The 13,810-nt window shown below is 74.0% G+C and carries 10 protein-coding genes; 2 read left to right on the forward strand and 8 right to left on the reverse strand.

Translation table 11 applies throughout. The annotated features are described in order from the left end of the window. Positions 1-42: 42 nt before the first annotated feature. Genes miv_RS21795 through miv_RS21815 form a run of 5 tightly spaced genes read right to left on the reverse strand, consistent with a single transcriptional unit; the run spans position 43 to position 7,488 of the window. Positions 43-1,920, reverse strand: coding sequence for an ABC transporter ATP-binding protein (locus tag miv_RS21795; protein ID WP_207178807.1), 1,878 nt, complete (start codon positions 1,918-1,920; stop codon positions 43-45). Beyond that, positions 1,917-3,911, reverse strand: a complete 1,995-nt coding sequence (locus tag miv_RS21800) for a glycosyltransferase (RefSeq protein ID WP_207178809.1) — start codon at positions 3,909-3,911, stop codon at positions 1,917-1,919. The genes miv_RS21795 and miv_RS21800 overlap by 4 nt, the downstream gene beginning before the upstream one ends. After that, entirely contained in the window at positions 3,908-5,005 is a 1,098-nt protein-coding gene (locus miv_RS33750; RefSeq protein WP_207178811.1) for a glycosyltransferase family 4 protein, read from the reverse strand. The genes miv_RS21800 and miv_RS33750 overlap by 4 nt, the downstream gene beginning before the upstream one ends. Continuing rightward, on the reverse strand, positions 5,002-6,246 hold the full coding sequence (locus tag miv_RS21810) for a glycosyltransferase (protein ID WP_207178813.1): 1,245 nt from the start codon (positions 6,244-6,246) through the stop codon (positions 5,002-5,004). Before miv_RS21810 ends, miv_RS33750 begins: the two co-directional genes overlap by 4 nt. A 27-nt stretch (positions 6,247-6,273) precedes the next feature. After that, a complete protein-coding gene (locus miv_RS21815; RefSeq protein WP_207178815.1) occupies positions 6,274-7,488 on the reverse strand; it encodes a glycosyltransferase family protein in 1,215 nt (404 codons plus the stop codon). 347 nt (positions 7,489-7,835) lie between these two features. On the opposite strand from miv_RS21815, the gene atzD reads away from it, so the two are divergent. After that, entirely contained in the window at positions 7,836-8,987 is a 1,152-nt protein-coding gene (atzD, locus tag miv_RS21820; RefSeq protein WP_207178817.1) for a cyanuric acid amidohydrolase, read from the forward strand. A 62-nt stretch (positions 8,988-9,049) separates the two neighbouring features. Then, positions 9,050-10,462, forward strand: a complete 1,413-nt coding sequence (locus miv_RS21825; RefSeq protein WP_207178819.1) for a TIGR04222 domain-containing membrane protein — start codon at positions 9,050-9,052, stop codon at positions 10,460-10,462. Positions 10,463-10,574: 112 nt separating this feature from the next. Here the strand turns inward: miv_RS21825 and miv_RS21830 are convergent, their stop codons facing one another. The 3 genes from miv_RS21830 to miv_RS21840 all read right to left on the reverse strand — a co-directional run bounded on the left by miv_RS21830 (position 10,575) and on the right by miv_RS21840 (position 13,795). Continuing rightward, positions 10,575-10,892 (reverse strand): c-type cytochrome, encoded by a 318-nt coding sequence (locus tag miv_RS21830; protein WP_207178821.1) that lies wholly within the window; start codon positions 10,890-10,892, stop codon positions 10,575-10,577. A gap of 57 nt (positions 10,893-10,949) precedes the next feature. Then, positions 10,950-12,221, reverse strand: coding sequence for a PQQ-dependent sugar dehydrogenase (locus miv_RS21835; RefSeq protein WP_207178823.1), 1,272 nt, complete (start codon positions 12,219-12,221; stop codon positions 10,950-10,952). A gap of 134 nt (positions 12,222-12,355) precedes the next feature. Next, a complete protein-coding gene (locus miv_RS21840; RefSeq protein ID WP_207178825.1) occupies positions 12,356-13,795 on the reverse strand; it encodes an amidase in 1,440 nt (479 codons plus the stop codon). Positions 13,796-13,810: the final 15 nt, after the last annotated feature.

Consider the following 13,810-nt stretch of genomic DNA (forward strand, 5'->3'; position numbering starts at 1 on the left):
CTCTATCGGGGTCTCGGACGTAAGGTCAGGCGGCGTTCGGACTCAGGCGGCTTGCCGGCTCGCCGGGCCGGCGACCCGGACGCGGTGCCCGGGCTCGATCTCGGTCATCGTCCCGGCCGCGCCGCCGGTGAGGCGGTAGGGCTCGGGCCAGCTCGCCGGATCGGAGAAGCGGTCGCTCATCAGGAGCTTCAGGTCGAGGGGGTGGTCGAGGTCGGGCTCGGGCACGGCGGCGAGCAGCGCCCGCGTGTAGGGATGGGCCGGGTTCTTGAAGAGGGCGGCCTTCGAGGCCTCCTCGACGATGTAGCCCCGGCACATCACCGCGATCGTGTCGGCGATGTAGTCGACCACCGCGAGGTTGTGGGAGACGAACAGGTACGAGACGCCGAGGCTCGCCTGCAGGTCCTTCAGGAGATTCAGGACCTGGGCCTGGACCGACACGTCGAGAGCCGAGACCGGCTCGTCGCAGAGCAGCACCCGGGGCTTCAGGGCCAGCGCCCGGGCGATGCCGAGGCGCTGGCGCTGGCCGCCCGAGAAGGCATGCGGGTAGCGCCGGAGCGACGACTGGTCGAGCCCGACCATGTCCAGGAGTTCCTTGGCGCGCTCGTAGCGCTCGTCCGCGGTGCCGACGCCGTGAATGCGCAGGGGCTCGGTCAGCAGCTCGTAGACCGTCATGCGCGGGTTGAGCGACGAGAACGGGTCCTGGAACACGAACTGCACCGCGCGACGGAAATCCTTCAACTCCCGGTCCTCGAGGGCGAAGACGTCGCGTGGCCCGCGGCCCGAGCCGTCGTCGAAGGTCACGGTGCCGGAATCGGGCCGAAGGGCCCGCATCACCACCTTCGAGAGGGTGGTCTTGCCGCAGCCCGATTCGCCGACGAGGCCGAGCGTCCGGCCCGGATGCAGGCTCAGCGACACGCCGTTGACGGCGTTGATGGTGCGGGTCTTCCCCTTGAACCAGCCCGAGCGCAGGGTGAAGGACTTGCGCACCCCGTCGATGGCGAGGAGCGGCCCGGCCGGATCGGGCCGGTGCGGCTCGCCGGCCTTGCGGGCGAGGACCGCGCTCTTCACCTCGCGGATCGGGGTCAGGCGCTCCCCGGGCTCCATGTGGAAGCGCGGCACCGCCCGCATCAGGGCCTTGAGGTAGGGATGGCCGGGGTGGCGGAAGATGTCCTCCCGCGAGCCGGCCTCCATCACCCGGCCGCGATACATCACCACCACGTCGTCGGCCATGTTGGCCACCACCCCGAGGTCGTGGGTGATGAGCAGCATCGCCATGCCGGTCTCGGCCTGCAGCTCGCGCATCAGTTCGAGGATCTGGGCCTGGGTGGTGACGTCCAGCGCCGTCGTCGGCTCGTCGGCGATGAGGAGCGCGGGCTTGGTGATCAGCGCCATGGCGATCATCGCGCGCTGGCGCAGTCCCCCGGACAGCTCGAACGGGTAGGTGACGAGCGCCCGCTTCGGGTCGGGGAAGCCGACGCGGTCGAACACCTCGATCGCTCTCGCCTTGGCCTGCTCGGCCGAGACGTCGGCGTGCAGGCGCAGGGCCTCGGTGACCTGGTCGCCGACGGTGTGGAGCGGCGACAGCGAGGTCATCGGCTCTTGGAAGATCATCGCGATCCGCCCGCCGCGCAGGGCCTGCATGCGGGAGGAATCGGCCTTGAGCGCCGCGATGTCGGTGCCGCCCGGGGGACCCGCCGGATCGGCGAGGCGGATGCTCCCGCCCGAGATCCGCGCGACCTTCGGCAGGATCTGCAGGATGGCCTGCGCGGTGACCGACTTGCCCGAGCCCGACTCGCCCACCAAAGCCACGGTGCGGCCCGCCGGCACGTCGAGGGACAGGCCGTCGACCGCCCGGAACGCACCGGAATCGGTCGAGAAATCGACCCGGAGGTCGCGGATCGACAGGAGCGGAGCCGTCATCCTGATGCCGTGCTGTCCTCTCGGGGCGGGGACGCCCCCGGATCACCGCGGAAGATAGGGCCCGCTTGTGACACGGGCAGCGGCGGGTTCGCAAACAATGCGGCGGCGCGCGATATTGTTGGAGACCGGCCTTTCGCCGCGCGGTCCGCCAGGTGGTCGAGGAGCCGGGCGCAGAACTCCCAGGTCGCCTCGTCCTGCACGAGGTGGTGGGTGAGAAGCCCGACCGGGCCGCCCGCCGCGACCGCCCGGGCCGCGCGGGCGACGATGCCGTCCGGATCGGCGAGCCCGCCGCCGGAGCGCCAGGCCACCGGATCGATCGCGGCATGGGCCTGGGCCAGGCCCGGTACCGGGGGCACGGGCGCGGCGGCCGAGAGGCCGCGATAGCCGATCCCCGGCAGGATTGCCGGCAGGTCCGGGGCGAAGCGGTTCCAGGGCGGCACCAGCACCGGCAGCAGGCGGGGTCCGAGGCGGGCGCGGGCGAGCGCCAGGGCCTCGGCGGCGTCGGCCCGCAAGGCTGCGAGAGGACGGTGGGGGCCGAACTCGGCCTTCCTGGCCTCCGGCGGCGCGTGGTCGGCGTGGGCGAGGCCGTGGACCAGGCAATCGATTCCGGTCTCGTCGGCGAGGCGCGCCGCCAGCGACGGTTCGGCCCGGGCCGGCACGGCGGCGAGCGCCACCGGCCAGCCGGTGCGGGCCGCCAGCGCGAGCAGGCGGTCGAGGGCGGGGGTGTGGGCGACCGCGTCGTCGTCCCGCCACCAGAGCGTGACCCTGCGGCCTTCATCGGCGGCGCGGTCCAGCGCCTCGGTGAGGGGGGTGAAGTCGGGGGATCGGCGGGGGGATCCGGCACCGTTCCGATCCGGGAGAGGCGAGACGGCGTGCAGCATCTCCTCCACGATCGCCACGCTCCGCCGCGCCCCGTCGCACGCGATGGCGTGGGGCATGCCCGGCGGCGGGGCGGCCCGCACCGCGTCGGCGAGGCTCTCCGCCGTCAGCGCATCCTCCGGCAGCACCCGAGCGAGGCCGTGGGCGGCAAGCGTCTCCGCGCGTAGGCGCTGCTCGGTCTCGTGGCCGGCCTCGAAGGGAACCAGCACGGCCGGGCAGCCGCTCCGGAGGAGGTCCAGCACGGTGTTGTAGCCGGCCTGGCTGACGGAGAGGGCCGCTCCGGCGAGCAGCGCGCGGAAATCCGGCCGGGCCCGCTCGACGATCGCGTTCGGCGGCGCGGCCTCGCGCAGGGCCGCGAAGGCGGGCTCGGGTACGGCGCGGCCGACGAGGATGCGCCAGGACAGGGCCGGGGCGAGGGCGGCGGCCGCGACGGCGGCCTCCTGCAGCGGCAGCCCGGCGGCGCTGGAGCCGCCCGAGACGACGATGCCGGAGCGGGGCTCGCCCGGTGCGGAAACGACCTCGCCCTCGTCGACGTAGCCGGTGTAGCGCAGGCGCGGCGCCAGCTCCTCCACGACTGGCCAGGAGGCGTCGAGCGGCAGGAAGCCGGGATCGCCGTGGACCAGCACGGCGTCGTAGGCGGCGAGACGCGCATGGGTGGCGGCGATGCGATCCCGGTGGCTCGGGGTCGCCAGGATGTCGCGGATCGAGGCGAGGAGCAGGGGACGGGGCGTAGCCGCCCGCACGGCCTCGACCAGCGCCGTGAATTCCGGCGCCAGCACCCGGCGGCCGAACGGGTAGAGTTCGGTGATCACCGCGTCGGGCGCGGCCTCGGCGAAGGCGGCGGCGAGACCGTCGCGGCGGGCGGCCAGGCGCTCCGCCGTCACGGCCGCGCCGTCGGGATCGAGGAGCGTCGTGAAGGCGGTGCCTGTGATGCGCAGGGGCGGCAGCTGCACCAGGCGCACGCCGTCGAGGCGGGGCAGGGCCACCGGCATGCCGCCGGACACCAGCGTCACCGCGTGGCCGGCCGCCGCGAAAGCCCGCGCCAGGGCGGCCGCCCGGGTCAGGTGCCCGGCCCCGAGCAGGTGCGTGACGGCGATCAGGATCCGGCTCATGCGAGGGACGTCCGCAGGAGCGGCGCCAGCGTCGTGCGCAGGATCGCGGCCGCCCGATCGAGGCCGCGCTCGTCGCGGGCGAAGGCGAGGGCGCTCGCGCGCATCGCGGCGAGTCGGTCCGGCCGTTCGGCGAGGGTGCGGATCGCGGCGGCGAGGGCCACGGCGTCGCCGGGCGCCGTCACTCGACCGGTCGCGCCGTCCCGCACCACGTCCGGCACACCGCCGTAGCCGCCGGCCACCACCGGGGATCCATGGGCCTGCGCCTCCAGGAGCGCCATGCCGTAGGCCTCGTTGACGGCCGGCCAGACCAGGAGGTCGGCGGCGGCGTAGAGGACCGAGAGCGCGTCCGACGCCACGGCGCCGTGCCGGCGCACCCGGGCGCCGAAGGGCGCGAGCAGGTCCGTCACCGCCCCCGCGGCCGGGCCGTCGCCGGCGACGTCGAGGGTCCAGGGTACATCGCCGAGCCGCGCCAGGGATTCGGCCAGCAGCCGGTAGGAGGCGAGCTTGTCGCCCTCGCGCATCATCGCGACGGTGAGGAGTCGCAGAGAGCCGGGTGTTCTCCCGGTGACGGGCATCGGCCAGTCCGCCGGATCGAGGAAGGGCGGCAAACCCGCCAGCACCTGGCGCGCCGGCCGCGCCGCCTCGAGCGCCGGCCGGTCGCGGCGGTTCATCACCAGGATCAGGTCGGCGGCGTCGAGGGCCGCCTCCGCCCCCGCATGGCCCAGGGCATGCGGCCCCCCGGCGCGCTTGGGCGCCCGCGAGCCCTCCGCCACCACGTAGGGGATGCCGAGACTCGCGGCCACCGCCGGGCCGATCCAGTCCGGCGCCTTGTAGTAGACGTGATAGGTGAACCAGAGCGCCGGAGGGTCGGAGGCCCAGGCGGCGATCAGGCGCTCGGCCTCGGCGAGGGACTCTGCCCGCAGGGCCGGGTGCCGCGCCCCGTCGGGATCGCGGGTGCGCAACGAACTGGCGACCTCGGGGGCGAAGCCCGCCGCCCCGAGCGCCCGCAGGAGGAGCCGCGCCATCGTGCGCTCGCCGGAGGGCACCGGGTGGTCCGGGGCCTTGAGCGGCGCGTAGAAGGCGACGCGGCTCATCGCCGGGCCGCCCCCTCGAGCAGGCGCGCGATGGTGTCGAACCCGGCCTCGGCGCCGAACTCGGCCCGGAGGCGGGCGAGCGCCGCGGCGGCGAGGCGGGCGCGCTCGGCGGGGTCGCGGGCCAGCAGGTTGATGGCGTTCGAGAGCGCTCCCCAATCGCCCGGCGGCACCAGCCGGCCCTCGATCCCGTCGCGCAGGAATTCGGGGATGCCGGCGAAGTCGGTGGCGACGACGCAGAGCCCCTGCGAGGCAGCCTCCATGATGACGTTGGGCAGCCCGTCGCGGTCGCCCGAGGGTGCGCGCTTGGCCGGCAGCACGAACAGGTCGGCCTCCCGCAGCAGCGCCACCACATCGGGCTGGGGCTTCGCGCCCAGGAAGACCACTTTTTGCGAGAGCCCGAGCGCGGCGGCCTTGGCGCGCAGAGCCGCCAGTTCCTCGCCGCCGCCGACATGGGCGAGGCGCCAGTGCAGGTCCGGCGGCAGGGCCGCCAGGGCGTCGAGCAGATCGTCGAACCCCTTCTTCGCCACGGCGCGGCCGACGGCGACGACCCGCAGGGGGTCGGCCGGGTCCGACCCGTCCCGGGACGGGCGGGTCTCCGGGGCGGCGGGGAACCGCGACAGGTCGAGGCCGTGATAGACGAGCGAGACCCGGTCCGGCGCGGCCGCGACCTCGCGCAGCCGCGCCGCGCCGGCCGCCGTGCAGGTCACCGCGAAGGCGAGCCGGGGATCGTCGAGCTTGTCCGCGAGCTCCCAGTCCGGCGTGGTCCAGATGTCCTTCGCGTGGGCCGACGCGCTCCACCGCCTTCCGGTGAGCGCGGCGGCGTAGCGGGCGACCGAGGCCGGGGTGTGCAGGTAGTGGACGTGGATGTGGTCGGTCTGCGCCGGCAACTCGCGGGCGAGCACCAGGGCCTGGCCGAGGCGCCGGCCGCGGTTGGCGGTGAAGTCCCGGGCGAGGTCGCGGCGGGCGAGCGCCAGGAAGGTCCATAGGCCCGGCCGGCGCAGGGCCGAGACGGCGCCGCGCAGCACCCGCCAGGGCGCCTGGTAGAGGTATTCGGGCAGGTAGGAGACCGGCGCGCGGATCTTGCGGTGCATCGGATGCACGGCGCCGTCATGCGGATGGCGCAGGGACCAGATCGCGAGGTCGAGGCCCCGCGCCTCGAGCCCCAGCAGCTCCTGGGCGATGAAGGTCTCGGACAGGCGCGGGTAGCCCTTGACGAGGACGGCGATGCGGAGCGGGGGCATACGGTCGGGGGTTCGGAGGAGGGGGGCTTACTCGGCCGCCACGCAGGCGGCGTCGGCGGTGGCGGCGAGGCGGCGGATCGCCGGCAGGCCGTCGAGGAGGCCGGGGATCGGCCGCGCGGAGGGGGCGGGCCGGTGCGGCAGGGCCGCGAGCGCCTGCGCCATGCGGGCGGTCTCGTCCGCCGTGGGCTCGTCGGCGTCTCCGGGCTCGATCACCCCGACGAGGCCGAGCCGGGCGGCGGCCCGCGCCCGGATCAGCTGCTCGCGCCGGGGCCGGACCCGCGGGAGGATCAGGGACGGTCGGTCGAAGGACAGGATCTCGCAGAAGGTGTTGTAGCCGCCCATCGCCACCACGCCGGCGGCCCGGCGCATCAGCCGCTCCAGCCGGGCATCGAAGCCGAGGGAGGACAGCCGCGGATGGGCGGCGATGCGGGCGCCGAGCGCGGCCTGCTCGGCCGCCGGAAAGAACGGCCCGAACACCACCAGCGCCGGGTGCTCCAGGGGGTGGGCCTCGTAGGCCCGCACCACCGCCTCGACGAGCTCGACCCCGTCGCCGCCGCCGCCCGGGGTGACGAGGAGGAACGGCTCCCGCGCCGCCTCCTCGGGTCCCTCGGAGTCGGGCGCCTCGCGCCGGAGGTAGCCGGTATAGGTCAGGCGCCCGGCGACGCCCGCCGGCAGCGCCAGCCCGTCGAGGGGGGCGTAGATCGCCTGAAGGCCGTAGACCCAGAGCGAATCGTAGAGCGGCAGCACCGCGAGGGCGCCCTTGCGCTCCCATTCGGGCGCCAGCAGCGCCGGATCGTCGAGGACGTCGCGCAGGCCGAGCACCAGCCGGCAGCCGCGGGCCTTGAGGCGGTGGAGCGCCGGCAGCACCTCGCCGTGGAAGCCCGCCGGCTCCTTGTCGACGAGGAAGAGGTCGGGATCGAAGCGCTCGGCGACGTGGCGGATCAGGGCGGCGCGGGTCGCCACTACCTCGTCGAGGCCATGGCCGGGCCCGAGGCTCTGGTACTCGCCGGAGGCGAGCTTGGTCACGCCCGGCAGGCGCCGGCAGGTCACCCCGGGGGCGAACCGGAAGGCGTGGCTCACCGGCGAGCCGGACAGGATCACCACCCGCCGTTCCGGCGCCTCCGCCACGAGCGCGTGCGCGATCGCCCGCGCGCGGCGCAGATGGCCGAGCCCGAACGTGTCGTGCGAGTAGATCAGCACCCGCTGCGGGGACGCGCCGGGCGCGGGGAGGGGAAAGCTCATCAGGCGGGCGTCGCGATCCGCGGGGATGCGGCGGAGCTGGCAAGGAACCTGGCAGGGAGGCAGGCCCGTGCGGACACGGCGGGCCGGGGGCGGCTCAACGGGTTCGGCATCGGGTGGCGGCTCTCCCGGGCGCGGGAGGCCAGAATAGCGCATCCTCCCCCGGGCCGGCTACCCGGGCCTGGGGAGCGCCCGGCGGTTATGGCCAGGCTTGTGGCGCCGCCGCATCGTCGGCCGTCCGGGACGGCGCGCGTGTGCGGGTTGGCGGCGAAGTTGCAAGGCGATCGCCGCCGCCCGGGCCCGGACCCGGCCGGCCCGTTTTCCCGCACAAGAAAAGTCAGGGATCCGCGATGCCCGAATGCCTCGTCTTCCGCGTGCCGACCCGGCACCCCGCCGACGTCTCGGGCCTCGACGCCCTGTTCGCCTCCGGCGCGCTCGCCCCCGCGGAGGTCGTCGCGGTGTTCGGCAAGACCGAGGGCAACGGCTGCGTCAACGACTTCACCCGGCCGCTCGCCGTGATGGCGCTGGAGGCCGCGCTCGGCGCCCGGCTCGGGCTCACGCCCGCCGCGGTCGGCGCCCGGGTCGCGCTCGTGATGTCCGGCGGCACCGAGGGCGGGCTCTCGCCCCATCTGCTGATCGTCGCCCGCCGCGAGGGGACCGGCGGCGGGGGCAGGGCGCTGGCGGTCGGCACCGCCTTCACGGACGACTTTCTCCCCGAGGAGATCGGCCGCATGGCGCAGGTGCGGGCGACCGCGGCGGCCGTCGAACGGGCCATGGCGGCGGCGGGCCTGACCGACCGGGACGACGTGCATTTCGTCCAGGTGAAGTGCCCGCTCCTCACCAGCGCCCGCATCCAGGAGGCCGCCGCCCGCGGGCAGGACGTGTCCAGCCACGACACCTACGCGTCGATGGGCCTGTCGCGGGGCGCCTCGGCGCTAGGCATCGGGCTGGCGCTCGGCGAGATCGCCGAATCCGCCCTCGACGATACCGTGATCGGCACCCGCACCGACCTGTTTTCGGGCCGCGCCAGCGCCTCGGCGGGGATCGAGCTGATGCGCAATGAGGTGATCGTGCTCGGCAACGCGCCGGGCTGGACCGGCCCCCTGCGCATCGCCCACCGGGTCATGCGCGACGGCATCGATCTTCCGGCGATCCAGGGTGCCCTCGCCGATCTCGGCCTGCCGGCCGCCGGCCAGCTCCCGCCCGAGGCGGCCGAGCGCGTCGTCGCGCTCTTGGCCAAGGCCGAGCCGACCGGCGACGGGCTGATCCGCGGCAACCGCCACATCATGAACGACGACAGCGACATCAACGCCACCCGGCACGCCCGGGCTCTCGTCGGCGGCGTCGCCGCCGCGGCGATCGGCCGGACGGACCTGTTCGTGTCGGGCGGGGCGGAGCACCAGGGGCCGGACGGCGGCGGGCCGGTGGCGGTGATCGCGCGGATGACCGGTGAGACGGGGCACGTCCGGTCGCGCCTGCCCCACCCTCATGCGCTACCATGACGGCATGACCACGACGACAGGGGTCGACGACGACAGGGGTCGACGTCGGCGATGGGGGTGTCATGCCGAGCATCCTGCCCGCAACCTGGTCGGCCGCAGAGACCGCACTCTGGGAGCGGATCCGGTCGCACCCGTTCGAGCATCCGGACCAGGTTCTCGACTTCACCCGGCGGCTCGCCCGCGACCGGGACTGGAGCCTCGCCTTCGCGCGGGCGGCGGTCGAGGCCTATCGCCGGTTCTGCTTCCTCGCCTGCACCTCCGGCGAGCCGGTCACGCCGAGCGAGGAGGTGGACGAGGTCTGGCACCTCCACCTCACCTATTCGCGCGACTACTGGGAGGTGTGGTGCGGGGCGGTCCTGCGCACGGCGCTCCACCATGACCCGACCTCCGGCGGGCCGGCGGAGCAGGGCCGCTACGCCCGGCAATACGCCGCGACGCTCGCCCGGCACGAGGCCTATTTCGGCCAGCCCGATCCCGCGTTGTGGCCGGGCACGGGGGAGCGCTTCGGCCGCCGGCCGCGCTACCGCATCGTCGACACGCGGAGCAACCTCGTCGTCGCCCGGCCTCGCCTCGGCCGGCGCCTGCTGTCCGCCCTCGCCGGGGCGATCCTCCTCGCCCCGCGGCCGGCACTCGCCCTGCCGCTCAACCCCCTCGACTGGCCGGGACCGCCGTTCCTCTGGCTCGACGGGATCCTGGCGGCAGTGGCGCTCCTCGTCGGCGTCGTTCTGCGCGCGCGCTGCCGGCAGGCGGTCCGGATGGTGCCGTCGTCCGATCTCGGCCTCCCCGAACTCGCCTATCTCGCCGGAGGGCCTGACCGGGTGGCGGACGTGACGGCGCTCGCCCTCCACACCTGCGGGGCGGGAAACATCGATCCGCCGCGCGGACTCTGGGTCTCGGCACGGGGCATCGCGCTTCCACCCGACATCGAGGCCTTCCGGCCGCCGGACGGGCTGGCGACCCGCGGCCAGCTGCTGCGGAGGCTGGCCGGGCCGACCGAGCGGCTGGCGGAGCGGCTCGCCGCGCGCGGCCTGTGCCCGAGCGCCGAGCAGCGCCGCCGGACGCTCGTCGTCTCGCTGAGCGCCGTGGCGCTGGTACTGGCTCTCGGCCTGGCCAAGGTGGCGTGGGTCGCCGGGACCGGGCGCCCGGTCGGCTACCTCGTCGGCCTGATGATCGCGACGGTCATCGTCGCGATCGTCATCCACATCCGGCCGATCACCTGCACGACGGCCGGCGCGCAGGCGCTCGACCGCCACCGCGCGCGCCATGCCCGCGCCGCCCGGGCGCCCCTGCGCCACGAGATCCCGTTCGCCTTTGCCCTCGGCGGTGCTGCGGCGCTCGCCGGCACCGAGTTCGCCTCGCTCCGGCGCTTCTTCGTCACCGACAGCGGAGGCGGCGACGGCAGCGGGAGTGCTGGGGACGGGGGCAGCGGTGGCGGAGGCGGCTGCGGGGGATGCGGGGGTGGGGGCGGCGACTGAGCAGACTTGCGTTGGCAAGCCAACGCTTCGCCTGCTTAGGTTCTTGTCTTGTCGCAGATTTTTGCCGCCGAACCGGTGTCCACTTCGGCGAAATCTGCTTAGCGCAAGCGCCTCACCCCGGCGGGATCACGTCGATCTGGATCCCGCTGTAATACGCCGCCAGGTTGGCGATGTCGGCATCCGACAGGTCCTGCGCGGCGACCGACATCACCTCGTTCTTGCGGGTCCCGCTGCGGAACTCGGTCAGCGCCTTGACGAGGTAGGGCTCGACCTGGCCGGCAAGGTTCGGCGCGTCGGGGAGCTTCGAGAGCCCGTCGAGGCCGTGGCAGGCCTGGCAGGCGATCGCCTTGGCCCGGCCGGCCTTGGCGTCGCCGGCGGCCGCCGGGGCGGTGGCGGCGAGGAGCAGCAGGAGGGCGAGGGCGCGGGTCATGGGCGTCTCCTTGAGAGAGGAGCGGGGCGGCCCTCCGGCCGCCCCGCTCCGAAAAGCCTACTTCTCGTAGGAGATGCGGTAGATCGCGCCGGCGGTGTCGTCCGAGACGAGCAGCGAGCCGTCGGGCAGGGTCGCGACGTCGACCGGGCGGCCGAGATACTCGCCGCCCTCGGTCAGCCAGCCCTCGGCGAAAGGCTCGGGCTTGCCGGCGCTGCCGTCCTTGTTGACCGGCACGTACATCACCCGGGCGCCGATCGGCGTGGTGCGGTTCCAGGAACCGTGCTCGGCGGTGAAGATGCCGCCGCGGTACTTCTCCGGGAACGACTTGCCCTTGTAGACGATCATGCCGAGATCGGCGGCGTGGGGCGGGAGTTCCGCCTTGGGCGCCACGACGTCGGCCGGGACCTTGTCGTCCTTGTACTCGACGGTGCGGACGGCGCCGCCGCCGAACCACGGGAAGCCGAAATTCTGGCCGGGCTTGGTGATCTGGTTCAGCTCGCCGGGCGGCTGGTCGTCGCCCATGCCGTCGACCTGGTTGTCGGTGAACCACAGGGTCTTGTCGGGGGCAAAGTCCATGCCGACCGAGTTGCGGATGCCGGTGGCGTAGACCTCCCGGTTCTTGCCGTCGGCATCCATGCGGATGATGCCGCCGATGCCGGTCTTGGCGTAGAGGTCGGACTTCTCCTTCGGCGGCACGTTGAACGGCTGGCCGAGGGAGACGTAGAGCTTGCCGTCCGGCCCGATGCGGCACATCCGGGCGGTGTGGTTGTAGCTTTCCTCGGACGGCGGAATCAGCTCGCCCTGCTTGACCACCACGACGGCCGGGCCGTCCGTGCCCTCGTAGAAGAACTCGGCAGCCGGGAAGGCCAGGATGCGGTTCTGCTCCACCACCGTCAGCACGCCGTCGCGGGAGAAGCAGACGCCGTTCGGGATCTTGAAGTCGACGCCCGGCGCGTAGACCTTCACCTCGTCGGCGACGCGGTCCTTGTCGCGATCGGTGACGGTGTACATCTTGGACTTGCGGGTGCCGACGAAGACCACGCCGGCATTCGGGCCGACCGCCATCGAGCGGGCGTCCGGCACCACGGCGTAGAGCTCGATCTTGAACCCGTCCGGGACCTTGATCTTCTGGAGCGTCTTGTTGATCGCGTCGGCGCGCCGGCCGGTCTGCGGAATCGGTGCCGGCTCGGCGACGCCGGTCTGCCGGAAGCTGCCGAGTTTTTCCAGGTTGTCGACCTTGGCCTTGGTGTCGCCGGCGGTCGTGTCCTGGGCAAGGGCGGCACTCGCGAAGGAGACGCCGGCGGCGAGCGCCAGCAGGAAGGGCTTCATCGGGATTTCCTCCGGATCTCGGCCGTTGCGGCGTGGCCGAGCTTGTTGCCCGCCATGTATGCCGGGAGGTCTGACAGGCGGCAAGCGGAGCAGGCAGCCTATCCCGTTCACGCCGCCGTGATCAGGTACGGGGATCAGCCGCGCAGGGCCGGCGGCAGCACCCGGTCGAAGCCCGTCACCGCCTCGTAGGCCGCCGCAATGGCCAGCAGATCCGCCTCGCCGCGGTTCGGGGCGATGAGCTGGAGGCCCATCGGCAGGCCCGCGGCGTTGAAGCCGGCCGGCAGGCTGATCACCGGACAGCCCGAGAGCGTGCCGGGCACCACCACCTCCATCCAGCGGTGATAGGTGTCCATGGCGCGCCCGCCGACCTCCCGCGGCCAGGTCTCCTCGGCGGCGAACGGGAAGACCTGGGCGGCGGGCATCGCCAGCACGTCGAAGCGCGTGAACAATTCGCGCACGCAGTGGTACCAGGCGGTGCGGGTGACGCTGGCAGCGTGGACGTCGAAGGCCGAGAGCCCCTGGCCCTGCTCGACCTCCCAGATCGCCTCCGGCCGCATCAGGGCGCGCGTTTCCGGGTCGCGCCAATGGACCGCGAGGGTCGCGCCGATGATCCATTGGCGCAGCCGGGTCCAGCTCTTCCAGATCGCCTCCGGGTCGAAGGCCGGCAGTACCGGCTCCACCGCCGCGCCCTCGCCCGACAACACCCGCAGGGCGTCCTCGCAGAGGTCGAGCACGCCGGGCTCGAACGGCAGGTGGCCCCCGAAATCGCCGATCCAGCCGATCCGCAGGCCCTTCAGCTCCCGAGGACGCGGCGCCGCGAAGGCGGCGGGGTCCTCCCGGAAAGCGGTCGGCGTGCGGGGATCGTACCCGGCCTGGACCGAGAGGAGCAGGCCGAGATCCTCGGTGCAGCGCGCCATCGGCCCGAGCACCCCGAGCTGGGGCAGGAAGACCTCCTCGGTGCTGTTCGGGATGCGCCCGGCGGCGGGGCGCAGGCCCAGCACGTTGTTCCAGGCGGCGGGATTGCGCAGGGAGCCGCCATGGTCGCTGCCGTCCGCAAGGGGCACCATCCGCATGGCGAGCGCCACCCCGGCGCCGCCGCTCGATCCGCCCCCGGCCTTGCGCGGATCGTAGGCGTTGCGGGTCGGGCCGAAGACCGGGTTGGTGCTGTGCGAGCCGAGGCCGAATTCCGGCACGTTGGTCTTGCCGATGAGCAGCGCGCCCGCCGCCCTGAGGCGGGCGACGTGGAGCGCGTCCACCTCCGGCACGGTGTCGCGGAAGAGCGGCGAGCCGTGGGTGGTGCGGATGCCGGCGGTGGGCGAGAGGTCCTTGACCGCGTGCGGCAGGCCGTGGAGCGGCCCGCGCGGACCCCGCTCCTTGAGCTCCCGGTCGGCGGCCTCGGCCTCGGCGAGGAGCGCGTCGGGGTCGCGCAGGGACACGATGGCGTTCACCGCCGGGTTGTGGCGGGCGATCTGGTCGAGATGGGCCTGCATCACCTCCCGGGCCGAGACGGCCCGGTCGCGGATGGCCCGCGCGAGGTCGGTGGCACGCATCGTCACGAGATCGGTGGAGGGCATCGCGGGGTCCTGGCT

This window comes from Methylobacterium indicum (genome assembly GCF_017347565.1).
Classification (GTDB): Bacteria; Pseudomonadota; Alphaproteobacteria; order Rhizobiales; family Beijerinckiaceae; genus Methylobacterium; species Methylobacterium indicum.